Consider the following 23,130-nt stretch of genomic DNA (forward strand, 5'->3'; position numbering starts at 1 on the left):
CCCGGCCCATTCATCTTATGCTTGTCGGGGCTGAGCAAGCCGCCTCCGCTTTTCGCTATTTCCCGCAGGAGTCAAATGCCTTCCGCTACAATCCACTCTTTGCTATTTCAAGGGTCATAAATTGTAGGTTATTTGAATTCTCATCTCTGCAACAGGGAAGCTTTTAGCGAAAATTGATATTTTTTATAGATTTGAAAAGTTCTTTAATAAATATCGGTGAGGTTCTTGCTAATATTCTGTTTTTATTTAACTTTTGTTTAAGGATACATGCTCCGTAAGTTGATTGGAGCGGAAGGATGCTCGACTCCTGCGGGAATTGCTGGACAGGTGAGACCCCGGAGGCTCACCGCCAGCCCCGCGGAAAGCGAGAATCCTGAAGTGGAAATCAACTTTCTGCTTACTTTTGAAAAATGAAGCAATACCGATTGCGAAAGTGACTCCAATAAAAAAAACTCCTCAACAAAATGTTAAGGAGTTTTTTTATTTGGGGAGACTATGGAGTGATGAATCGACGGATGAATGGGATCCTGGCAAGGTCGTTTTTCACGATGAGCTTAAGGGTGATGGAGAGCACGGTATAAAGAGCCGTACAAGTAATGACCCCGAATAGCAATCGGAACACGGTGGACTGACCATCAAATAAGTAAAGATAAGAAAAGTGGCCCCATACTCCGGTAACCAACAGAACTAACACCGTCTTTACATAATCCCGGGCATAGATCGTCATCGGAATATATTTCAGGATGGTCATGAAATGAAGCAGGGTCACGAGCAGGAACCCGGTGACGATCCCGAGAGCCGCCCCGTTGATGCCAAAAGCCGGCTGTGAAGCGAGGACAAAGATGACGCCGGTCTTCACCACGGCCCCGATCAGGCTGTTGATCATGGCGGCCCTTGCCAGGTTCAATGCCTGGAGCACGGCCTGCAATGGCCCTTGATAGTAATAAAATAAAAAGAAAGGCGCCATGATCATCAAGAAGCCTGCCCCGTTTTCATTCCCGTACATGACCTGCATGAGGGGCTTTGCATACACGTAGAGGATGACGACGGATATCCCGCCTGTGATCAAACAGAACCTGAGGGCCTGTTGAAGCCGGTGTTCGATTAAGGTGAAATTTTTTTGAGAGTTGGCTTCACTGATGGCCGGGACAAGAGATTGGGATAGTGAAAGGGTAACGAATGATGGAAGAAACAGAAGGGGAAGGGCATATCCCGTCAAGGAACCATACTGTTTCGTCGCCATCCCTGCTGCCACTCCGGCGAGGGCAAGGCTGTTCGCTACCACGATCGGTTCAAAAAACCAGGCAATCGACCCGATCATCCTGCTGCCTGTTGCCGGCAGGGCCACACTCATGAGTTCGTTGAATGTTTCCCGTCCATTTCGGATTGATTTAAAGAAATTGCGACGGATCTTGAACTTCTTCTTTACTTTAAAGCTTGCGAATAAATACAGAAGGGAAGCAAGTTCCCCAAGGACCGACGCCACCATGGCAGCGGCTGCTGCGTATTCAATCCCGTAAGGAAGAAAGGTTTTGGTCAATACGGCAATCAGGGTAATCCGGACCACCTGCTCGATGACTTGTGAATAGGCGGAAGGTTTCATGTTCTGCCTTCCCTGGAAATAGCCGCGGATGACCGACGAGATCGCTACGATCGGAATGATCGGGGCAATGGCCACCAATGGATAGTAGATCCGGTCATCCGTAAACAAGACGTCTGTTAAATAAGGGGCGAGCAGGATGAGGGCAGGGGTGAAGATGAGGGATAGCCCCATGGTGATAGAAAGAGAGACGACCAATATTTTTTTGACTTTCCGGATATCTCCCTTTGATTCTGCTTCGGCAACATTTTTTGAGATGGCTACAGGGAGCCCCAGTTGAGTGACGGTGATGACGAGTATGAGGGTAGGGAAAGCCATCATAAATAGGCCGACGCCTTCTTCCCCGATAAATCTGGCGACGACGATGCGGTTCACGAACCCTAATATTCTAGTTATAAAGGCGGCCATCATTAAGATCATGGTGCCTTTCAGAAATTTTGACATAAAATTCCCTGCCTTCTCAAAATTGGTATTATCGTTTACAATGATGTATATGCATAAGGGTGGACAAAGCATGACAAGTAGTGAACAATTCGGGCTGAATATAGCCCAAATGGGGTGGATGGGGAATGAAGAAAAATCAGCATCCTTACGATCGTTTTTATGAATCATTAGTACCAGCGCTTGTAAGCAAAGTAGAAGAATTTGAAATTCTTGGATACGGAAAGGCAGACGCTGACCGCCTATGGTCCTACTTAACGAAGAAGAAATGGAAGAAGCCTGAAGTGGATGTAAAGTTCTTTCAGTTAGTGAGTGATGTGTTGACAGTCAAACCCGGTGAGTATATGAGCTTTGAAACGATCGAAGCATACAGGTCTCCCAATTGGTTTGCAGAAGTGAATGAAGATGAGCTGAACGAGCTTCTTCGCCCGAATAAGAATGGAAAATAGCCCGAAAAGAAATTGACACTCATTTCTTTCTCATAGATAATGAGAAAGGTGAAGTTTTCAGGAATTATATTACTTTTTGAAGCACATAGTTCGTATGGTTTTTTTAAAACGGCAAGGAGGATCTATACATAATGGTAAAGCGTGGCCGAATCATTGCCTTCTTTATACTTGTGGTATTGCTTGCAGGTACTATGGGAGGCACAACGAAGAGTATTGTAGATAACATTAAACTGGGATTGGACCTGCAGGGCGGATTTGAAGTTCTTTATGAAGTTCAGCCGATCAAAAAAGGCCAGGAAATCACGAAAGAGACCGTTGCCAATACAGCCGATGCACTCGACAGGCGTATTAACGTATTGGGTGTCAGTGAACCGAATATCCAAATTGAAGACGGGAACCGCATCCGTGTTCAACTGGCCGGTGTCGAGGACCAGAACGAAGCAAGGGAAATCCTTTCCACTCAAGCCAATCTGACGTTCCGTGACGTGAACGATAAAGTCCGTCTGGACGGATCGGATCTTGAGTCGGGATCTGCGAAACAAACGTTTGATGACAAGAATAATCCGATTGTTTCATTAAAATTGAAAGACCGCTCGAAATTTTATGAATTAACAAAGGAAATCTCCGCCATGGCTCCTCAGAATCAGCTCGTCATCTGGCTGGATTTCGAGGAAGGGAAAGATTCATACAGTGCTGAAGTAGGAAAAGAGGATCCGAAATTCATCTCTGATCCGGCGGTGAGAAAGCCGATCAACTCCGATGAAGTCATCATCGAAGGGAACTTCACGGTTGAGCGCGCCCAAAATCTTGCGTCTCTCTTAAATGCCGGTGCACTTCCGGTCAAACTGGATGAGAAGTATTCAACATCCGTCGGAGCGCAATTCGGTCAGCAGGCCCTGGATAAGACAGTGACTGCGGGGATCATCGGGATTGCCATCATTTTCTTATTCATGATTGCGTACTACCGTTTCCCGGGACTGATCGCCACGATCACCCTTTCTGTTTATATTTACTTGATACTGTTGATTTTCGATCTCATGAACGGGGTCCTGACCCTGCCGGGGATCGCAGCCCTCATCCTTGGGGTGGGTATGGCCGTCGATGCCAACATCATCACCTATGAACGGATCAAAGAAGAAATGCGGGTCGGGAAGCCGATACGTTCTGCATTCCAGGCAGGGAATAAATCTTCTTTCCTGACGATCCTTGATGCCAACGTAACGACCATCCTTGCAGCGGCCGTCCTTTTCTTCTATGGGACAAGTTCGGTCAAAGGATTCGCAACGATGCTGATTGTCAGTATCCTGACAAGCTTCATTACGGCGGTATGGGGTTCACGACTGTTACTCGGCCTTTGGGTGAACAGCCGTATCTTCAATAAAAAGCCGGGCTGGTTCGGTGTCAAAAAATCCGAAATCAAGGACCTGGCGGAGAACTACGATACATTGGATCTCCCTACCCGTTTTGACCGCTTTGATTTCGCTGCGCAGCGAAAGAAATTCTTTACTCTGTCAGCGGTACTTATCACGGCAGGTATCATCATTCTGGCCATTTTCAGGTTGAATCTTGGAATTGACTTTGTCAGCGGATCACGGATGGAGATCCTCGCTGATCAAAGCTTGAAGACGGAACAGGTTCAGGACGAACTGAAGGAGATTAAATTGCCTTCTGACGATGTCGTCATTTCAGGCGATCAAAATAATATTGCCGTTGTCCGCTATACGGATGACCTGAATAAGGACGATATCGCGAAGTTGAAAGATCACTTCAACAAGCTCTATGGTGCCGAGCCAAGTATCAGTACCGTTTCACCTGTAATTGGGAAAGAGCTAGCGCAGAACGCCATGATCGCAGTGGCCATCGCTTCTGTCGGAATCATCATTTATGTCACGTTCCGTTTCGAATGGAGAATGGCACTGGGGGCAATCCTTGCCCTCCTGCATGATGCATTCTTTATCATTGCATTCTTCAGCTTGACCAGGCTCGAAGTGGATATCACATTCATTGCAGCTGTCCTGACGATTGTCGGTTATTCAATCAATGATACGATCGTCACCTTTGACAGGCTAAGGGAGAATCTTCATAAGAAACGCCGTTTGAAGACGGATAAGGACATTGAAGAAGTAGTGAACCTGAGTATCAGACAAACGATGGGCCGTTCAGTCAATACCGTATTGACTGTCGTGTTCACGGTCATTGCACTCATGATCTTCGGAAGTGAGTCGATCCGTAACTTCTCCATCGCTTTATTGGTCGGGTTAATCTCAGGTACCTATTCTTCCGTATTCATCGCTTCCCAGGTATGGCTCGTGATGAAGAAGAAAGAACTGAAGAAAAAAGGAACCATCAAGACTGTAAAAGAAAAGAAAACGTGGTCGGATGAACCACAAGTATAATGACGATCAAAAGGTCCGGGAAGTATTTCTTCCCGGACCTGTCTTTTTGTTTTTTTACAGCATTGGGTTACACTAATAGGAGTTAAAAGGGAGGCGACTTGAATGAATCATGAGGATCGTTTTAAAAAAGCGGAATTCGCTGCCATGATCGGTGTGGTAGGCAATATTGTACTGGCGGTGATAAAGTGGGCGGCAGGCATCATGGGGAATAGCCGGGCGCTGATTGCCGATGCGGTTCACTCTGCATCGGATGTAGCAGGATCACTTGCCGTCTTTATCGGTTTACGTGCTGCCAAGCAGCCACCCGATCAGGATCATCCTTATGGTCACGGAAAGGCGGAGTCCATTGCGGCAATCATCGTGGCCGTCCTGTTGTTCCTTGTGGGGATCGAAATTGGGAAATCATCTATTGAATCCTTTTTTCATCCCCTTAGTCCCCCTACAGCCATTGCAATTTATGCCGTCATTGTTTCTATTGTCGTGAAGGAAGCGATGTTTCAATATAAATATCGGTTGGGTAAAAGAATAAAGAGTGATGCTTTAATCGTTAATGCATATGAGCATCGTTCGGATGTGTTCTCTTCCATCGCGGCACTGGTAGGGATCTCAGCTTCCATCCTTGGAGGGAAGTTCGATATCGGCTGGCTTGTTTATGCGGATCCTGTAGCAGGAATATTCGTTTCCCTGCTTGTCCTCAGGATGGCTTGGCATCTGGGGGCGGAATCCATACATACGACCCTTGATCACGTCATGCATGAGGAGGATATACTGCCTTTTCGAAAAATTGTGGAGACCGTCCCGGAAGTGAAGGAAATCAACGAGCTTCATGCAAGGGAACACGGACACTATGTGATCATCGATTTGAAGATCAGTGTCGATCCTTACATGACGGTAGAGGAAGGTCATCGTGTCGGGAAGAAAGTCAAGGAGAAGCTTCTGAAGGAATCCAATGTGAATGATGTATTCATTCATATCAATCCATTCAACTCTGCTTCTGAAGAAAGTGATGATCAAATAGACTTAACGTAAAGGGAGGGAAGTCTCATGAAGTTTCAATGGACATTATTATTGGGTATTTTCTTTGCGCTGGTGGTTTCAATATTTGCAGTCATCAATGTCGACCCTGTCACCGTCAATTATCTGTTCGGTGAATCCGACTGGCCTCTTATATTAGTTATTCTCGGATCTGTCCTGATGGGCGGTATCATCATCGGTTCCGTTGGGCTGTTCCGGTTATTCGTCGTCCAGCGCAGGGTCAAATCCCTTGAAAAGGAAAATATGTTATTGAGGGAACAGACAGAGGGGATGCATAAAGAAAAGACTGAAGATATCCCTTTAAAAAAACGCGCTCCGGATTCCGTAGGGGAAGTGGGAGAATAAATGAGTCTGGTGGCTGTTGCCGCCGGGCTTTTTTTGTTTTGACTGGGGAGTTTGATTGGATTTGGATAAATATGTCATTTTTCTGGATTCTGTTGGATTGCGGCCGGATTTTCAACCAAAACGGCTGGATAATGGCGTAAACCCGCTGGATTATTCCCGATTCCGGCTGGTTTTTCTCCAAAAGCGGCTGGATTCCCACCCAGGGACATCTTGAAACCACGTTCACCCATCCTACATCCTCTTCATAGACTTTCATTAAGATTGAAACAACCCCCTCACTTTTGTATAATGAGTAAGGCTGAGGGGTGAACGTATGTTAAACTCAAAAACACGTTGGATATTGACAGAAACAGATGAACATAAAATAGCAGAATTGGCAAATGAACTAAAAGTACCTTCGCTTGTAGCGAAATTATTGATAAATCGTGATTTGGATGATGTAGAAGAAGCCCGGAATTTTTTATTTGATTCTGGCGATTCATTTCACGATCCATTTTTATTTGAAGATATGATAAAAGCAACGGAACGGATCCATAAGGCCATCCAGGACGGAGAAAGAATTCTTGTCTACGGTGACTATGATGCTGATGGGGTCAGCTCAACGTCGGTTATGATGACGGTCCTGAGAGATCTTGGCGCTGAAGTGGAATTTTATATCCCAAACCGTTTCAGCGAAGGATACGGTCCGAATGAAGGGGCGTTCCGCTGGGCTAAGGATGAGGAGTTCTCGCTCATCATCACGGTCGATACAGGGATCTCTGCCGTGAACGAAGCTAAACTTGCGAAAGATCTCGGGATGGATCTGATCATTACAGACCACCATGAACCTGGCCCCGAATTACCGGAAACCTACGCTCTACTCCATCCAAAAGTGGGAGAAGCACCCTATCCGTTCGGTGAACTTGCCGGAGTAGGAGTGGCATTTAAATTGGCTCATGCCCTTTATGGTGAACTCCCGACCCATTTACTGGATCTTGCCGCGATTGGAACCATTGCGGATCTCGTTCCCTTGAAAGGGGAGAACCGCCTTCTGGCTAAACGGGGTCTTGCGGAGCTCCGGGGTTCAAACCGGCTGGGGATCAAAGCTTTATGCAAAATCGCCAATGCGAAGCAGCATGAAATTACCGAAGAGACGGTCGGCTTCATGATCGCTCCACGGATCAATGCCGTCGGTCGTTTAGGTGATGCCGATCCTGCCGTTGACCTCATGCTTACAGAAGACGAAGAAGAGGCCAAGGCACTGGCAGAAGAAATTGACGGCTTGAATAAAGAACGACAGGCTATTGTCGCCCAGATGACCGAGGAAGCCGTTGAGATGGTGGAGCGGGACTTCCCGCTTAAGGATAACCATGTACTCGTCATCGGAAAAGAAGGCTGGAATCCAGGAGTTGTCGGGATTGTGGCTTCCCGCCTTGTCGACAAATTTTACCGGCCGACCATCGTGCTAAGCTACGACTCTGAAAAAGGGACGGCGAAAGGGTCTGCGAGAAGCATCGTTGGTTTTGATCTATTTAAAAATCTATCAACCTGCCGGGATATCCTTCCCCACTTCGGAGGACATCCGATGGCTGCCGGAATGACGCTGCAATTAGACGATGTATCTCAGTTGAGAAGCCGGTTAAATGAACTGGCCGGTTCGGAACTGACATCCGAAGACTTCATCCCTGTCACACAACTCGATGCTCCTGTGACTGTGGACGAAATCACTGTTGAGTCGATTGAAAAGCTTCAGCTTTTGGCGCCTTTTGGAATGAAAAATCCAAAGCCTAAGTGGATCATCGATAATGTGAGCATCGAGCACTATAAAAAAATCGGCTCTGCACAAAATCATCTGAAGCTTGTTTTAGGGGACGAGGGCATTCAATTGGATGGTGTAGGCTTCGGGCTTGGAGAATTGGCTGACCATATGACGCCTTTTTCCAATGCATCCGTTATTGGTGAACTTTCCATAAATGAGTGGAACAACCGCAAGAAGCCCCAGGTATTTTTACATGATGTGAAAATCGATCATTGGCAATTATTCGATGTGCGGGGAATCAAGCAGGTCCATAAATGGAACGGACTCATCCCTGAAGAAAATAAGAAGATGATTTGTTTTCATCCATCCACGTTGGACAAACTGAACCTGCCTAAAGACGAAGTCATCCTCCTGGAGGAAAGCTCGACTCTTGATGGGTTATCAACGGAGAAAGCGAGCCTTGTGCTCTTGGATCTGCCGAATTCCAAGCCTTTACTTGAAGAGCTTTTGAAGAAGGGGCGTCCTCACCGGATCTATGCTCATTTCTTCCAGGAAGAAGATCATTTCTTTAGTACGATGCCGACCCGGGACCATTTCAAATGGTACTACGGCTTTTTAACCAAAAGGGGATCGTTTGATGTCAATAAGCATGGCGATGACCTCGCGAAATACAAAGGCTGGTCAAAAGAAACAATCGATTTCATGTCACAGGTGTTTTTTGATTTGAAGTTTGTTACAATAGACAATGGATTTATTTCTCTTAATCCTGCGAAAACCAAGAAAGATCTTTCTGAATCTCGAACATATCAGAAGAAACAACAACAATACGAGCTTGAAAACGAATTGTTATATTCTTCCTATCAAGAGTTGAAGACTTGGTTTAATGAAAGGATAGAAGAGTCTGTTACAATTGAGGAGGAAGTAGAAGCATGGACTTAAAACAATATGTTACAATCGTTGAGAATTGGCCAAAAGAAGGAATTAAGTTTAAAGACATCACGACCCTTATGGATAATGGTGATGCTTATAGATATGCTACAGACCAAATCGTCGAATATGCAAAAGAAAAGCAGATCGACCTGGTTGTAGGACCGGAAGCCCGTGGATTCATCATCGGATGCCCAGTCGCTTATGCACTTGGAGTAGGCTTTGCACCTGTCCGCAAACCTGGTAAATTACCACGTGAAACGATCCAGAAGGAATACGGCCTTGAGTACGGTAAAGATGCTTTGACCATCCATAAAGATGCCATCAAGCCCGGCCAGCGTGTCCTGATCACGGATGATTTACTGGCAACAGGTGGAACGATCGAAGCAACGATCAAGCTTGTGGAAGAATTGGGTGGAATCGTTGCAGGGACTGCGTTCTTAATTGAACTTACGTACCTTGACGGCCGCGACAAACTTGAGAACTACGATATTATGACATTGATGCAATACTAATTACCTTTATCAATTCTGATAAACATATGAAATGTGTGATATACTGAAATAAGGGACTGACAACTGGTTAACGTGTCAGCCCTTATTTTTTTAATTTCAAGAAGAATAGAATCGACATTTATCGACAAAAACAGTTGGATTCTGAGAATTTTCTGCGAAACACTTTACAGAAGCTGTTTTTTTTTGATAATAGTAACAATCATTAAAATCGAACAATCGTGAACTATATTAAAATACAAAGGTGATTTTGATCATGGCTAAAGATCAAGTACTAACCCCGGAACAGGTTATTGATAAAACAAGAGCATACTTAAACGATGAGCATGTTGAAATGGTCCAGAAGGCATACGAGTATGCAAGGGATGCCCACAGTGAGCAGTACCGGAAGTCTGGTGAACCCTACATCATCCATCCCATCCAGGTGGCAGGGATACTGGCGGACCTGGAGATGGATCCGGCAACCGTTGCAGCAGGGTTTCTTCATGATGTAGTGGAGGATACAGGCATTTCCCTTGGTGAAATTGAAGAGGCGTTCAATGCCGAAGTGGCCATGCTCGTTGATGGGGTCACGAAGCTAGGGAAGATTAAATACAAATCCCATGAAGAGCAGCAGGCTGAAAATCACCGGAAAATGTTCGTGGCGATGGCTCAGGATATCCGGGTCATCCTGATTAAATTGGCAGACCGCCTTCATAATATGAGAACCCTGAAACATTTACCACAGGAGAAGCAGCGGAGAATAGCAAATGAGACACTTGAAATCTTCGCTCCTTTGGCCCATCGGTTGGGGATTTCAAAGATCAAGTGGGAATTGGAAGATACGTCGCTCCGGTATTTAAATCCTCAACAATATTATCGTATCGTCAATTTGATGAAGAAGAAGCGTGCGGAGCGTGAACAGTATCTAGAGGAAGTCGTCAATGAAGTGAAAGATAAGCTGGGCGATGTGAAAATCGTGGCTGAAATTTCTGGACGCCCTAAGCATATTTACAGCATCTATCGTAAGATGGCCCTGCAGAACAAGCAATTCAATGAAATTTACGACCTCCTGGCTGTACGTGTGGTCGTAGACAGCATCAAGGATTGCTATGCTGTACTCGGAATCGTTCACACATGCTGGAAACCGATGCCCGGAAGGTTCAAGGATTATATTGCCATGCCGAAACCGAATATGTACCAGTCCCTTCATACGACGGTCATCGGTCCTAAAGGCGATCCCTTGGAGGTACAGATCAGGACGCTTGAGATGCACCAGATCGCTGAATACGGGGTAGCGGCACATTGGGCGTATAAAGAAGGGAAAGAAGCGAATGAACCTGTTTCATTCGAGAAGAAGCTTTCCTGGTTCAGGGAGATACTCGAGTTCCAAAATGAATCGGCCAATGCTGAAGAATTCATGGAATCTCTTAAAATCGACCTGTTTTCTGATATGGTCTTTGTATTCACACCTAAAGGAGACGTATTGGAATTGCCATCAGGATCCGTCCCCATCGATTTTTCTTACCGGATCCACTCGGAAATCGGCAATAAAACGATCGGTGCCAAGGTCAATGGGAAGATGGTCACTCTCGATTACAAGCTGAAAACAGGAGATATCATCGAGATCCTTACGTCTAAACATTCGTATGGCCCGAGTCAGGATTGGCTGAAGCTTGCCCAGACGTCCCAGGCGAAGAATAAAATCAAGCAGTTCTTCAAGAAACAGCGCAGGGAAGAAAATATTGAAAAAGGCCGTGAGCTGGTCGAGAAGGAAATCAAGAATCAGGATTTCGATGTGAAGGAAATCCTGAATCCGGAAAACATCAAGCGTGTGTCGGAGAAATTCAATTTCTCCAATGAAGAAGATATGTACGCAGCCGTCGGCTATAACGGGATCACAGCGGCTCAAATCGCCAACCGGCTGACGGAAAAACACCGGAAGAAGCGGGAACAGGAAGATAATCTGGAAGAAACGATGAAAGAATTGAATGCTCAACCCGTGAAGCGCAAAAAAGATGCGGGTGTACAGGTTGAGGGCATCGACAATCTCCTTATCCGCCTGTCCCGCTGCTGCAGTCCGGTTCCCGGGGATGAAATCGTCGGCTTCATTACAAAGGGCCGCGGCGTTTCAGTGCATCGTGCGGATTGTACGAATGTCATGGCGGATGAAGTGGAACAGCGCCTCATTCCTGTATCATGGGAAAGTGACGGGAATGACCGTAAAGAATACAATGTCGATATTGAAATCTCCGGCTATGACCGCAGAGGACTACTGAACGAAGTCCTTCAGGCGGTGAATGAAACGAAGACGAATATCTCGGCTGTGAGCGGGAAATCGGACCGGAACAAAGTGGCAACCATCAATATGTCCATTTCGATTCAAAACATTTCCCATCTTCACAAAGTGGTAGAGAGAATCAAACAGATTTCAGATATATATGCAGTTAGAAGAATCATGAACTAAAGGAGATTTCTTTATGAGGGTTGTACTGCAGAGAAGCAAAGAAGCCTCCGTCACGGTCGATGGAGAAGTAAAGGGAGAAATCCGATCAGGCGCGGTACTGCTTGTAGGGATCACCCATGAAGATACACAGGAAGATGCCCGATATGCGGCAGACAAAGTTGTCAATCTCCGCATTTTTGAAGATGAAGAGGGAAAGATGAATCATTCACTTCTTGATGTTGGGGGAGAGATCCTGTCCATATCCCAATTCACGCTGTATGGCGATGTGCGTAAGGGAAGAAGGCCGAATTTCATGAATGCAGCCAAACCCGACCATGCAGAAGTGATTTATGACTATTTCAATGAGGTCCTTGAGGAAAAAGGAGTGAGGGTGACAACAGGCGTATTCGGTGCAATGATGGATGTAAACCTGACGAATGATGGTCCTGTTACACTTTTGATTGAAAGTAAAACCTGATAAAAAGGCTGATTCCGCTCTCGGAATCAGCCTTTTTATGTGAATGGGCATTACTCTGTGAAATAATCACTTAAACCATGATAGATGGCCGTCGCAGCCAAATCTTGAAAATATTGAGTATTAACATTGGCTTCTTCTGATGGATTGCTGAGAAATCCTAATTCCAGCAGGACGGCTGGCCGGTTGTTTTCACGGATGACATGATAATCCCCGATGCGGACACCCCGGTCTGATGTGGGTAATCGATCCGAGAGACTACCGTGAATCTCTTCTGCCAACTCTTTTTGCTGGTCCTGATAGTAGTAAGTCGTATGCCCCGCAATGGAAGAATCCATAATGCTGTCAAAGTGTATGCTGACAAAGGCGTCTGCCTGATTATAATGGGATAATGATACCCTGGATGGCAACGATAAATATTCATCGGTTTTTCTTGTTAATTTGACCTTTGCGCCTGCGCTTTTCAACTTCTCGGCAAGGAGTTCGCCTGTCTTCATGGTAAGAAGCTTCTCAAGTGTACCACTTGCTCCCGTCGTACCACTGTCCCTACCTCCGTGCCCGGGATCGATCACGATCACTTTATCTTCGAGACCACCGCTTCTCTTGCGGTCTGGCGTCGTGTTTTCACCTGATGCAGAGCGGACCGAAACGACCCAGCCGGCTACAAACCCGGCACTGCCATCGGCTAATTCCACCTCATACCAGTCTCCATCCTTACTCTTTACCCCGTAAGATTCTCCACTTGAAGCTCGTTTGACTACACTTGCCTGGGTGTTTGCTTCACTGCGGATATTCGTGCCATTATAAAGAATCGTGATGTTTTCATTTGAACTGTTGCTTTCATGGGCGGCGGCTGTCACCGTTTTCTGAACATACCACCCGGCAACCCACCCTTTATTCCCATTCGGGAGCTTGATTTGATACCAATTATTTTTCTCTTTTAACAATGTGAATTTCTCACCCTTGGATACTTTACCGACGATTCGGCCATTCAGGGAGGTTTCATCACGGACATTGAGACCGTGTACCGAAATGATTCCGACCATCTCTCCATCGGAGGGTGATTCCTCTTCGGATGGACTTGTTTCAGCTTCATCAGAACTGGTAGAGAACTCTACGTATGAATCACTGATCCATGCAGCCTCGTTGCCGAACCTGATCTCATACCAACCGGAAACACTCCCGGTGACCTCTATTTCATCCCCTGTATTCAATACGCCAAGGACGGAGCTCTGCAGGGATGGTGATGTTCGGACATTCAAGGCGTCATCTGTGATGATCCCTTTTTGGTTCACCTTTTTTTTCCCTTGGGCGGCTTTTGATCCCGTTATGTAATCACGGTGGACCCATCCCCTGGTGCTTCCTGATTCAATGTTCAGCCAGTCTCCATCTTCTTTCATAACGGTCACCGTATCTCCATTTTGCAATACCGTCACAACGTCGTCTGAAGTGCTGGGGCCCTTTCTGACGCGGAGACCGTCTGTGTTCACCTGGCCATCTCGAGGAGACGAATCATCGGAAACAGACTTATCCACTGTCACTAGCCAATCGGCCACCCAGCCGTCCCCGCTGTTTGTCTCGACTTTATACCAATCCTGTTGCGTGTCTACTATTTTGTACTCTTCCCCCCTATGTACCGTTGCCAATACGGGAAAGCTCAGTCCCGGTCCTGTCCGGACATTAAGGGTCGAGACGCTGATCGTGACCTTTCCGGTTTCAGCCTGTGCCTGATCCATGAAGGGCTGCATCGGGAACATCAGGAACACAATCAACATCGATGTGATTACTTTCTTAATCTTCGTCACCTCCTGTAAGAAATACAAACACCCATAGTAATATCGGATTTTCCTGCTCAAGTGTTGAACCCCATCTGTCAATTTTTTAAGAAGAAGGGAGGTTCCGGAAGAAATCCTTATGGTTTTAATACGATAAAAAAAATAAAATCCCTCTAAAACGAAAGAAAAATAGGTAATTGGAAATGATAAGGGTAGGAATGTTTTTGAAAGGATGAGTGTACGTGAGGTCGAGTGAAAAAGGATTCATGAGCGCAAATGGGGATAACCAGTTATTTGGAGTGGATTTCCATCAGTTTTTAGAACGTGAAAAAGATGCGTTGAACGTGGAACTTGCTTCCGAATTCGGATTGTCATTACGGGAAGTGAAATTGTTAAAAAAGAAAATGGAGCGATCCTGACGAAATTTTCTTTAACCTCTTGACATGTACCTGCGCCAACCGTATCATTATACAAATAAAATAACATTTACAAAAACCGTTGATCGAGCATAGTAGCTAACCCCCGCGTGTAAAGAGAGGAAATGCCTTGGCTGAGAGCATTTCTACAATGTGACTTAGTGAATGAACACTCAGGAGGTTTCTCTCTGAAAACGATCGTTAGTAGGAGATGAACGTACCAGGCGTTAACTGGCTAAGTGGAGGTCTTTCATAGACTTCAATTAGGGTGGCACCACGGGAATAAAAGCTCTCGTCCCTTGTATGATATACAAGGGACTGAGGGCTTTTTTTATGTACATAAAGATCAACCGTGCACGATAAAAGGAGGAAATCATCTTGTCCATTCAGATTCCAAGAGGTACACAGGACATCCTGCCTGGCGAAGTGGAAAAATGGCAGTATGTAGAGGAAGTGGCAAAGACCCTTTGTCACAACTATCAGTATAAAGAAATCCGCACCCCGATTTTCGAGGCGAGTGAACTGTTCACCCGTGGAGTGGGGGATACGACGGATATCGTCCAGAAAGAAATGTATATGTTCGAAGACAGGGGAGGCAGAAGCCTGGCGCTCAGACCTGAAGGGACGGCTTCTGTTGTCCGCTCCTTTGTAGGGAATAAAATGTTCGGGCACCCGAATCAGCCGACGAAGCTTTTCTATTCGGGTCCGATGTTCCGTTATGAGAGACCTCAAGCCGGTCGGTACCGTCAATTTGTCCAATTTGGCGTCGAAGCCCTTGGAAGTGAAGATCCTGCCATTGATGCAGAAGTGATTTCCCTCGCAATGGGAATCTATAAGAAACTGGGGCTGACTCAATTAAAGCTTGTCATTAATAGTCTCGGTGATACCGGCAGCAGGAATGCACACAGAGAGGCATTGATCAATCACTTTAAACCACGGATCGATGAATTCTGTGGCGATTGCCAGAATCGCCTGGAGAAAAATCCGCTCAGAATCCTTGATTGTAAGAAAGACCGCGACCATGAGTTGATGTCTACAGCACCATCGATTCTTGACTACTTAAATGACGAATCGAAGCAGTATTTTGAAAAGGTCCAGACTCACCTTTCAGACATGGACGTGGAATTCACAGTTGATCCAACCCTTGTACGGGGGCTTGATTACTATAACCATACAGCCTTTGAAATCATGAGTGATGCAGAAGGCTTCGGGGCCATTACGACTCTTTGTGGCGGTGGACGCTACAACGGACTGGTTGAAATGATCGGGGGTCCTGAGACTCCTGGAATCGGATTTGCCTTCAGTATCGAAAGGCTGCTCTCGGCCCTGGAAGCAGAAGGGGTCGAACTCCCGATCGAACAGGGAGTCGAGTGCTTCATCGTATCATTGGGTGATGACGCGAAAGATCATGCTGTCAAGCTTCTTCACAACCTTAGAACTGCAGGGATTTCTTCAGAGAAAGATTATCTCGATCGCAAGGTGAAAGGCCAATTCAAAGCGGCTGACCGTTATGAAGCAAAATATGTGGCTGTCATCGGTGATAATGAATTACAAGAAAATAAAATCAATCTGAAAGACATGGCTACCGGTGAACAGGAAGAAGTGAGCCTGGATCAGTTTGTCGACAATGTAAAGAGCAAGCTCGGTAAATAGAACGCATTGATTTTGATTAGGAGGAGAACATGATGACGAAAAGAACCGCATACTGTGGAGACATAACAGAAACATACATCGGTGAGAAAATCACGATCAAAGGCTGGGTGCAAAAGAGAAGGGACCTGGGAGGCTTGATTTTCATAGACCTGCGTGACAGAGAGGGAATCGTACAGGTCGTGTTCAACCCGGATTTATCGGAAAATGCCCTTTCCCTTGCAGAGAAAATCCGTAATGAATATGTCCTGAGTGTAACGGGTACGGTCGTGGCAAGGGGAGAAGGAACGGTGAACCCGAATCTGAAAACCGGAAAAGTGGAAATCCACGCTGAAGAGGTTCAAATCATCAATGAAGCGAAAACCCCACCGTTCATGATTGATGACCAGATGGAAGTGTCGGAAGATGTCCGCCTGAAATATCGTTACGTAGACCTTCGTCGACCAGCGATGATGGAAACCTTCAAGATGCGTCATAATGTCACGACATCCTTCCGTAATTTCTTGAACGATAACGGATTCCTCGATGTGGAAACGCCGATCTTAACAAAGAGTACGCCTGAAGGGGCACGTGATTATCTCGTTCCGAGCCGGGTTCATAAAGGGGAATTCTATGCCCTGCCACAATCACCACAAATCTTTAAGCAACTGTTGATGGTTTCCGGATTCGACCGTTATTATCAAATCGCCCGCTGCTTCCGTGATGAAGATCTTCGTGCAGACCGTCAACCTGAATTCACGCAGATCGATATGGAAATGAGCTTCATGGATAAAGAACAGATCATTTCTCTTGTCGAAGATATGATGAAAAAACTGATGAATGATGTGAAAGGCGTAAACGTCACATTGCCTATCCCGAGAATGACGTATGACGATGCCATGAGCCGTTACGGTTCTGATAAACCTGACACACGCTTTGCTATGGAGCTGATCGATGTATCCGAAATCGTCAAGGATTCAGGCTTTAAAGTATTTGCCGGCGCTGTTGCAAACGGTGGACAAGTGAAGCTGATCAATGTGAAAGGCGGCGCATCACAGTATTCCCGTAAAGACATTGATGGCTTGACTGAGTTCGTTTCACGTTACGGAGCAAAAGGATTGGCCTGGCTGAAGGTGGAAGAGGAAGGCTTAAAGGGCCCGATCTCCAAATTCGTGACCGAAGACGATGCTTCGGCGATTTCGACCTCTGCGAATGCGGAAGCAGGAGACTTGCTGTTGTTTGTGGCGGATAAGAAATCAGTCGTGGCGGACGCCCTTGGAGCCCTTCGATTGAAATTAGGGAAGGAATTGAAGCTGATTGATGAAACGGTCTTTAACTTCCTTTGGGTGACGGACTGGCCGCTCCTTGAGTTCGACGAAGGGGAGAACCGTTACTATGCAGCCCATCATCCATTCACGATGCCGGTGAAGGAAGACCTTGAACTGTTCGACACCGACCCTGCATCTGTTCGCGCAGAAGCGTATGACCTTGTCTTGAACGGATACGAACTTGGAGGCGGATCACTCCGTATATACGAGCGTGACATTCAGGAAAAAATGTTCAAGGTGCTTGGATTCTCGAAAGAAGAAGCGGAAGAGCAATTCGGTTTCTTATTGGAAGCCTTCGAATACGGAACGCCTCCACATGGCGGGATCGCCCTTGGGCTGGACCGTTTGGTGATGCTCCTTGCAGGCCGCACGAATCTCCGTGATACGATTGCGTTCCCGAAAACGGCAAGTGCAAGCTGCGTACTGACAGACGCACCGGGTGGGGTAAGTGAAGCCCAATTGAAAGAACTATCTTTGTCACTTGATGTAGAATAATGTAAGTAAATACCGGGGGGCATTCGTTGAAATCATCCTGGTGGTATGATATTATTTAGACAATCACAAACGAGTCCTGATGTGTACGACGTTTTTACCTAACAGTTTTGACCGAACAATTCAAACTTCGGGAGCTTGATGTTTCCGCTAGGCGTTCATGCCCCGTGCCGGGGACTAACAAATAGTGGAATAAAGCACCCACCTGCCGAGAGCGGGTTCAAAACGAAGGAAATGATGGCGGCGGCACGATTGGGACTCGTCCAAACAAATCCAATAAATAATATCGAATAAATTGAAGAGTCAGGCTTACAGCAGCCTGGCTTTTTTGTTGGGACTAAATCTGCCCTTAATGGGGTAAACGAAGGAGAAGGGCAACATTTCATGTTGATTTTCGGTCTCCTATCCTTTATTCTAATTCAGTATAAACCTAGTTGAATACTTATAATGGAGTTGATTATTTTGCTACACCAGTTTTCTCGAAATGAACTAGCGATCGGTAAGGAAGGTCTCCAAACCCTTAAAAATAGTACAGTGGCCGTACTCGGAATCGGGGGAGTGGGTTCCTTTGCAGCTGAGGCGTTAGCCCGTTCCGGTGTAGGTCGTTTAGTGTTAGTGGATAAAGACGATGTGGACATCACCAACGTAAATCGTCAGGTGCATGCATTGCTCTCTACTGTGGGTCAGCCAAAGGTTGATTTGATGAGGGACCGCATTATGGACATCAATCCAGACTGTGAAGTCATCGCTTTAAAAATGTTCTATACGGAAGAAACCTATGAGGAATTCTTTGCTCAGGGACTCGACTATGTCATTGATGCCTCTGATACGATTTCCTATAAAATCCATTTAATGAAAGAATGCCTAAAGCGGGATATTCCATTGATCGCGAGTATGGGAGCGGCGAATAAAACCGATCCGACCCGCTTCAAAATTGCTGATATCAGCAAAACGCATACAGATCCAATCGCCAAAGTAATCCGTACCCGCCTGAAAAAAGAAGGAATCAAAAAAGGTGTGACGGTGGTTTTCTCTGATGAGAGCCCTATCGTCATCCGTGAAGAGATCAGGAAGGAAGTAGGAAAAGATGATGCGAAGATCCGTAAAGCACAACTTCCTCCGTCATCCAACGCCTTCGTTCCTTCCGTGGCCGGGCTGATTGCAGCGAGCCATGTCATGAACCAATTGCTGAAAGACATTGAAATTAAAAGGGTGAAAGACAAATAAGCGACGTTTGCGGAAACAGGACTGAATCTCATAAGGGATTCGGTCTTTTTTTATGCATAAAGAGAATTCCAATAAATGGCTAAAAAAGGATTGACGTTTCAATGTGTCATAGTGTACTATCTAACTAGAACACTAAAACACATTACGGAGGAATGCAATCATGCACGCGTTTAAAGGGCTTCTCTGGAAAGATTTCAAAACCTCCAGCATTTGGTTTTATGGCTGGATTGCCATTGTTTTTTTGATTTTTATCATTGGACTGGTGATCGGTAATTTTGTCAAAGAGCCGGGGGTTTCCCAAATATTCCTCATTATGATCGGTATTTTCCACGTTGCTTTTCTTCCGGGCATCGTCTGCTCCATGTTACGGGTGGAAGGAAAAACGCAACTGTGGCTTCATAGTCCCTACAGCGGGTTGATGCTGCTTTTATCAAAACTCACCATTGCCTTTATGTACTCCACCTTGTCGCTCTTGTTAGTCGATGGATTGGGGATGCTGACTATGGCCATGTTTCAGGAAGACGCGTTATTCTCCTATTGGCCCATCAAAGAAGGCATTCTTTTCAACCTGGGTGTGACGGTCGTCGGAATCTACTTTTCCGGATGGACGATATTTTTGTGGACACTTTACCATTCTCTTTCAAAATATCCCTCCATTAAGAACATACGGTGGATCTTCATTGCGGGATTCATCATTGTGTATCAAAGTGTGGTAGCCTTCCTGACGAGCATCGAATGGGTGGAGAAGTTCTTCTTTGAAACTCTTACCGTGAAGGTGAGCACCGGATTCTTTTTCTCTGTGGGTGCTAATGAGGCGAAGGCAGGCTTCGATCCGGAGATGATTCCATTCCCGGTCATGCCATTCCTGTTTGAAGGAATGATCATGATCATCGTCTTCCTCATTTCCTGCAGGTTATTAGATCGCAAGGTTGAGGTGTAAGGCATGACAGAAGAATATACAGCCTCAAAGCCCATATACCTGCAAATAGCCGATCGCATCATACGTGAAATCGTGAGGAAGGAATTGATCCCTGGTGACAAATTGCCTTCCGTCCGGGAAATGGCCGTTCAATCAGGAGTGAATCCGAATACCATTCAGCGGACATACAGTGAATTAGAAAGGATGGACATTGTGGAGACGAGGAGAGGGCAAGGAACATTTGTGACAGAAAAGGAAGATGTCCTGACCATACTCAATGAAAAGGTCCAGGAGGAAGTGATTGAGTCTTTCATCCGAAACATGAAAGAATTGGGACTCACAAAAGAACAAATGATCCAGGGTGTTGAAAACTATTTGAGTCGAAGAGAGGGGGAGTAGAGATGGTTGTGACATTTGATGGTGTTACCAAGAAATATGGTAAGGAAACAGCGTTGAACGATACCTCCTTTCAATTCCAAAAGGGGAAGATATATGGTCTGCTTGGTCCGAACGGCAGCGGGAAATCAACTACATTGAAGATGATTGCAGGGCTTGTGCTTCCGAATACAGGGACCGTCACGTTGAACGGAAAGCCGGTCACACGGAAAATGGCCAGTGAAGTCGCTTATTTGACGGAACTTGATATGTTTTATGAAGCATTCACCGTGGATGGGATGATCCGCTTCTATGCCTCGCAGTTCCCTGACTTCGATACAGATCGAGCCAATGAACTGGTGGAGTTTATGGAACTTGATGGCGGGAAGAAAATCAAGCATTTATCCAAAGGGAACCGGGGCAGGCTGAAACTCGTCCTCGCCCTGTCGCGGAACACCGAGGTACTGCTTCTCGATGAACCATTCTCAGGGCTTGATCCCATGGTAAGGGACTCCATCGTAAAAGGCCTCCTCTCCTATATTGATTTCGGGAATCAAACAGTGGTCATTGCCACCCATGAAATCGATGAAATTGAAGCGATCCTGGATGAGGCCTATATCATCTCGGATGGAGAAATAAAAGGGCATTGCCGGGTGGAAGAACTGAGAGAAACAGAAGGCTTATCTGTCCTGCAGTGGTTGAAGAAGACAACAAAATCAGAAGGGAAGATGAACGGATGAAAACGGTTGTGCAATTACAAGGTGTTTCCAAAGTCATCAAAGGCAAGACCATCATTGATCAATTAACGTTTGACGTGTATGAAGGGGAGGTATTCGGTTTCCTTGGACCCAATGGAGCAGGGAAAACGACGACGATCCGCATGATCGTGGGATTGATGAATATCTCAAAAGGAGATGTCCTCATCTCAGGAAAAAGCATCAAAAAAGACTTTGAAGGCGCCATCAAGGATGTGGGGGCCATCGTTGAAAACCCCGAGCTCTATAAGTTCATGTCCGGTTATCAGAACTTAAAGCACTTTGCCCGCATGCAAAAAGGGATTACCGATGAACGGATGAAAGAAGTCATTGAACTGGTCGGACTGACAGACAGAATCAATGACAAGGTAAAAACGTACTCTCTTGGAATGAGACAGCGTTTGGGTCTCGCCCAGTGCCTTCTTCATAAGCCAAAGCTCCTCATCCTTGATGAACCGACAAATGGTCTCGATCCTGCGGGAATCCGCGAAATCCGGGCCTATATCAGGAAACTTGCCGAGGAAGAGGGAATGGCGGTCATCGTTTCAAGTCACTTATTATCCGAAATGGAAATGATGTGTGACCGGATCGGGATCATCCAGTCCGGTAAGCTTGTCGATGTGCAACAAGTAAGGGACTTTGTAGAAGGATCTGAACAGGTCTATCACTTCGAAATCGAGGAAGTGGATAAAGTGAAGGCTGTCCTTAAATCATTCGATCCTGGCATCAAATTTGAAGCTCAAGGAAAACAAGTGCAAGTGGCCCTGACAAAAGAACAAGTACCGGATGTTATCCGGGCATTTGTTGAAGCCGATGTCCAAATTTACAGCGTCATGCCTGTAGCCAAAACATTGGAAGACAGGTTCCTGGAAATTACAAATGATAAAGGAGAGGTCATGCATGCTTAGTCTTATTAGAAATGAATGGACCAAAATCTTCAAGCGGGTCGGAACGTTTGTCATGCTTGGACTGTTGATTCTCATTATTGGAGTGACAGGTGCATTCACCAAGTATAGTGATTCGAAAGCGAAAGAAATGAATAACTGGAAACAGGAACTATCAGCCCAGGTGGAATCAGATAAGCAAATGCTGGCTGAAACTCCAAATTTGAATAAATTTATTAAAAAAGACACTGAACGAAGAGTCGCAATTAACGAATACCGCATTGAGAACGATATCGAACCAAAGGTGAAAGAAACGGCTTGGACGTTCGTAGAAACGAATGCCAATATCGTCCTGGTAGTCGGATTATTTACCATCATTGTGGCAGCAGGTATCGTCGCAAGTGAATTTAGCTGGGGGACGATCAAGTTATTGCTCATCCGTCCGATTTCACGCACGAAGATCCTTCTTTCTAAATACTTTACCGTCATTTTGTACGGCATGAGTATGTTGTTATTATTATTCGTCGTATCGCTCCTTCTTGGGCTTTTATTGTTCGGAGGGACAGATCAGTCCACTCACCTGGCATTTGTCGATGGGAAAGTGGTTGAACAGAATATCGTTGGATACTTGATCAAGACGTACTTATTACAAACCGTCAATATCGTGATGATGGCTACAATGGCCTTCATGATTTCAGCTGTGTTCAGAAGCAGTTCACTGGCAATCGGAATTTCTTTATTCCTGCTATTCGTCGGGGGCAATGCCACGAGCCTGCTCGCCCTTAAATTCGACTGGGCAAAATACAGTCTGTTCGCCAACACAGACCTGACACAGTACACAGGCTTTACACCGCCACTCGTTGACGGCATGACCATGGGCTTCTCCATCACCATGCTGATCATTTATTTCATCATCTTCCAGCTGCTTGCCTTCCTCGTCTTTAATAAGAGGGATGTGGCAGCATAGAAAAGCAGAACAGAATGGGG

The 23,130-nt window shown here is 45.9% G+C and carries 20 protein-coding genes, 1 other RNA gene and 1 other annotated feature; of the genes, 18 read left to right on the plus strand and 3 right to left on the minus strand.

Features of this window, described 5'->3' with window-relative positions:
- Positions 1–493 precede the first annotated feature (493 nt).
- Complete coding sequence (gene spoVB / locus BVI01S_RS19315) at positions 494–2,044, minus strand: stage V sporulation protein B (RefSeq protein WP_061811263.1); 1,551 nt, start codon at positions 2,042–2,044, stop codon at positions 494–496.
- A gap of 125 nt (positions 2,045–2,169) precedes the next feature.
- On the opposite strand from spoVB, the gene BVI01S_RS19320 reads away from it, so the two are divergent.
- From BVI01S_RS19320 to BVI01S_RS19335, 4 genes are all read left to right on the plus strand, one after another.
- The gene (locus BVI01S_RS19320) at positions 2,170–2,490 is read left to right on the plus strand and encodes a post-transcriptional regulator (RefSeq protein WP_034757287.1); all 321 of its coding nucleotides are present in this window, start codon (positions 2,170–2,172) and stop codon (positions 2,488–2,490) included.
- A gap of 131 nt (positions 2,491–2,621) precedes the next feature.
- Positions 2,622–4,886 (plus strand): protein translocase subunit SecDF, encoded by a 2,265-nt coding sequence (secDF, locus tag BVI01S_RS19325; RefSeq protein ID WP_061811264.1) that lies wholly within the window; start codon positions 2,622–2,624, stop codon positions 4,884–4,886.
- A 102-nt stretch (positions 4,887–4,988) separates the two neighbouring features.
- The gene (locus BVI01S_RS19330) at positions 4,989–5,915 is read left to right on the plus strand and encodes a cation diffusion facilitator family transporter (RefSeq protein ID WP_061811265.1); all 927 of its coding nucleotides are present in this window, start codon (positions 4,989–4,991) and stop codon (positions 5,913–5,915) included.
- A gap of 15 nt (positions 5,916–5,930) precedes the next feature.
- Positions 5,931–6,266 carry a LapA family protein gene (locus tag BVI01S_RS19335; protein ID WP_034757294.1) on the plus strand — a complete coding sequence of 112 codons (336 nt, stop codon included), beginning with the start codon at positions 5,931–5,933 and terminating at the stop codon, positions 6,264–6,266.
- 74 nt (positions 6,267–6,340) lie between these two features.
- On the opposite strand, the gene BVI01S_RS22640 is transcribed toward BVI01S_RS19335, so the two are convergent.
- Positions 6,341–6,496 (minus strand): hypothetical protein, encoded by a 156-nt coding sequence (locus BVI01S_RS22640; protein WP_156477363.1) that lies wholly within the window; start codon positions 6,494–6,496, stop codon positions 6,341–6,343.
- 83 nt (positions 6,497–6,579) lie between these two features.
- On the opposite strand from BVI01S_RS22640, the gene recJ reads away from it, so the two are divergent.
- The 4 genes from recJ (at position 6,580) to dtd (ending at position 12,346) form a co-directional block, all read left to right on the plus strand.
- Positions 6,580–8,943: a single-stranded-DNA-specific exonuclease RecJ gene (gene recJ / locus BVI01S_RS19340; RefSeq protein ID WP_034757296.1), complete on the plus strand. Its 2,364-nt coding sequence runs from the start codon at positions 6,580–6,582 to the stop codon at positions 8,941–8,943.
- Positions 8,934–9,446, plus strand: a complete 513-nt coding sequence (locus BVI01S_RS19345) for an adenine phosphoribosyltransferase (protein ID WP_060670793.1) — start codon at positions 8,934–8,936, stop codon at positions 9,444–9,446. The genes recJ and BVI01S_RS19345 overlap by 10 nt, the downstream gene beginning before the upstream one ends.
- 253 nt (positions 9,447–9,699) lie before the next feature.
- Entirely contained in the window at positions 9,700–11,889 is a 2,190-nt protein-coding gene (locus tag BVI01S_RS19350) for a RelA/SpoT family protein (RefSeq protein ID WP_061811266.1), read from the plus strand.
- Positions 11,890–11,902: 13 nt separating this feature from the next.
- Positions 11,903–12,346 carry a D-aminoacyl-tRNA deacylase gene (dtd, locus tag BVI01S_RS19355; protein WP_061811267.1) on the plus strand — a complete coding sequence of 148 codons (444 nt, stop codon included), beginning with the start codon at positions 11,903–11,905 and terminating at the stop codon, positions 12,344–12,346.
- A 50-nt stretch (positions 12,347–12,396) separates the two neighbouring features.
- Here dtd and BVI01S_RS19360 read toward each other — a convergent pair whose 3' ends face one another.
- On the minus strand, positions 12,397–14,199 hold the full coding sequence (locus BVI01S_RS19360; RefSeq protein ID WP_156477364.1) for an N-acetylmuramoyl-L-alanine amidase family protein: 1,803 nt from the start codon (positions 14,197–14,199) through the stop codon (positions 12,397–12,399).
- Between the two features lie 161 nt (positions 14,200–14,360).
- On the opposite strand from BVI01S_RS19360, the gene BVI01S_RS19365 reads away from it, so the two are divergent.
- From BVI01S_RS19365 to BVI01S_RS19410, 10 genes are all read left to right on the plus strand, one after another.
- Positions 14,361–14,537 carry a hypothetical protein gene (locus BVI01S_RS19365; RefSeq protein ID WP_034757305.1) on the plus strand — a complete coding sequence of 59 codons (177 nt, stop codon included), beginning with the start codon at positions 14,361–14,363 and terminating at the stop codon, positions 14,535–14,537.
- 70 nt (positions 14,538–14,607) lie between these two features.
- Positions 14,608–14,837: a binding site (T-box leader), on the plus strand.
- Positions 14,838–14,912: 75 nt separating this feature from the next.
- Positions 14,913–16,187, plus strand: a complete 1,275-nt coding sequence (gene hisS / locus BVI01S_RS19370) for a histidine--tRNA ligase (protein ID WP_061811269.1) — start codon at positions 14,913–14,915, stop codon at positions 16,185–16,187.
- 32 nt (positions 16,188–16,219) lie between these two features.
- On the plus strand, positions 16,220–17,986 hold the full coding sequence (gene aspS / locus BVI01S_RS19375) for an aspartate--tRNA ligase (RefSeq protein WP_061811270.1): 1,767 nt from the start codon (positions 16,220–16,222) through the stop codon (positions 17,984–17,986).
- Between the two features lie 70 nt (positions 17,987–18,056).
- Positions 18,057–18,246: non-coding RNA, 6S RNA (gene ssrS / locus BVI01S_RS19380), on the plus strand.
- A gap of 199 nt (positions 18,247–18,445) precedes the next feature.
- Positions 18,446–19,210: a tRNA threonylcarbamoyladenosine dehydratase gene (locus tag BVI01S_RS19385; RefSeq protein WP_061811271.1), complete on the plus strand. Its 765-nt coding sequence runs from the start codon at positions 18,446–18,448 to the stop codon at positions 19,208–19,210.
- Positions 19,211–19,370: 160 nt separating this feature from the next.
- Positions 19,371–20,150, plus strand: a complete 780-nt coding sequence (locus tag BVI01S_RS19390) for a hypothetical protein (protein ID WP_061811272.1) — start codon at positions 19,371–19,373, stop codon at positions 20,148–20,150.
- A 3-nt stretch (positions 20,151–20,153) separates the two neighbouring features.
- The gene (locus BVI01S_RS19395) at positions 20,154–20,528 is read left to right on the plus strand and encodes a GntR family transcriptional regulator (protein ID WP_061811273.1); all 375 of its coding nucleotides are present in this window, start codon (positions 20,154–20,156) and stop codon (positions 20,526–20,528) included.
- A gap of 2 nt (positions 20,529–20,530) precedes the next feature.
- Positions 20,531–21,244, plus strand: coding sequence for an ABC transporter ATP-binding protein (locus BVI01S_RS19400; protein WP_061811274.1), 714 nt, complete (start codon positions 20,531–20,533; stop codon positions 21,242–21,244).
- Entirely contained in the window at positions 21,241–22,167 is a 927-nt protein-coding gene (locus BVI01S_RS19405) for an ABC transporter ATP-binding protein (protein ID WP_061811275.1), read from the plus strand. Before BVI01S_RS19400 ends, BVI01S_RS19405 begins: the two co-directional genes overlap by 4 nt.
- Entirely contained in the window at positions 22,160–23,110 is a 951-nt protein-coding gene (locus tag BVI01S_RS19410) for an ABC transporter permease (RefSeq protein ID WP_061811276.1), read from the plus strand. The genes BVI01S_RS19405 and BVI01S_RS19410 overlap by 8 nt, the downstream gene beginning before the upstream one ends.
- The last annotated feature ends 20 nt before the right edge of the window (positions 23,111–23,130 follow it).

The organism is Rossellomorea vietnamensis NBRC 101237, assembly GCF_001591825.1.
Classification (GTDB): domain Bacteria; phylum Bacillota; class Bacilli; order Bacillales; family Bacillaceae_B; genus Rossellomorea; species Rossellomorea vietnamensis.

Bases quoted from the DNA above. Each gene is read 5' to 3' on its own strand.
- BVI01S_RS19390 (WP_061811272.1), top strand. From the start codon at position 19,371: ATGCACGCGTTTAAAGGGCTTCTCTGGAAAGATTTCAAAACCTCCAGC.
- BVI01S_RS19345 (WP_060670793.1), top strand. From the start codon at position 8,934: ATGGACTTAAAACAATATGTTACAATCGTTGAGAATTGGCCAAAAGAA.
- secDF (WP_061811264.1), top strand. From the start codon at position 2,622: ATGGTAAAGCGTGGCCGAATCATTGCCTTCTTTATACTTGTGGTATTG.
- recJ (WP_034757296.1), top strand. From the start codon at position 6,580: ATGTTAAACTCAAAAACACGTTGGATATTGACAGAAACAGATGAACAT.
- BVI01S_RS22640 (WP_156477363.1), bottom strand. From the start codon at position 6,496: ATGGGTGAACGTGGTTTCAAGATGTCCCTGGGTGGGAATCCAGCCGCT.
- BVI01S_RS19405 (WP_061811275.1), top strand. From the start codon at position 21,241: ATGAAAACGGTTGTGCAATTACAAGGTGTTTCCAAAGTCATCAAAGGC.
- BVI01S_RS19395 (WP_061811273.1), top strand. From the start codon at position 20,154: ATGACAGAAGAATATACAGCCTCAAAGCCCATATACCTGCAAATAGCC.
- BVI01S_RS19400 (WP_061811274.1), top strand. From the start codon at position 20,531: ATGGTTGTGACATTTGATGGTGTTACCAAGAAATATGGTAAGGAAACA.
- BVI01S_RS19410 (WP_061811276.1), top strand. From the start codon at position 22,160: ATGCTTAGTCTTATTAGAAATGAATGGACCAAAATCTTCAAGCGGGTC.
- BVI01S_RS19335 (WP_034757294.1), top strand. From the start codon at position 5,931: ATGAAGTTTCAATGGACATTATTATTGGGTATTTTCTTTGCGCTGGTG.
- BVI01S_RS19320 (WP_034757287.1), top strand. From the start codon at position 2,170: ATGAAGAAAAATCAGCATCCTTACGATCGTTTTTATGAATCATTAGTA.
- spoVB (WP_061811263.1), bottom strand. From the start codon at position 2,044: ATGTCAAAATTTCTGAAAGGCACCATGATCTTAATGATGGCCGCCTTT.
- BVI01S_RS19330 (WP_061811265.1), top strand. From the start codon at position 4,989: ATGAATCATGAGGATCGTTTTAAAAAAGCGGAATTCGCTGCCATGATC.
- aspS (WP_061811270.1), top strand. From the start codon at position 16,220: ATGACGAAAAGAACCGCATACTGTGGAGACATAACAGAAACATACATC.
- dtd (WP_061811267.1), top strand. From the start codon at position 11,903: ATGAGGGTTGTACTGCAGAGAAGCAAAGAAGCCTCCGTCACGGTCGAT.
- BVI01S_RS19350 (WP_061811266.1), top strand. From the start codon at position 9,700: ATGGCTAAAGATCAAGTACTAACCCCGGAACAGGTTATTGATAAAACA.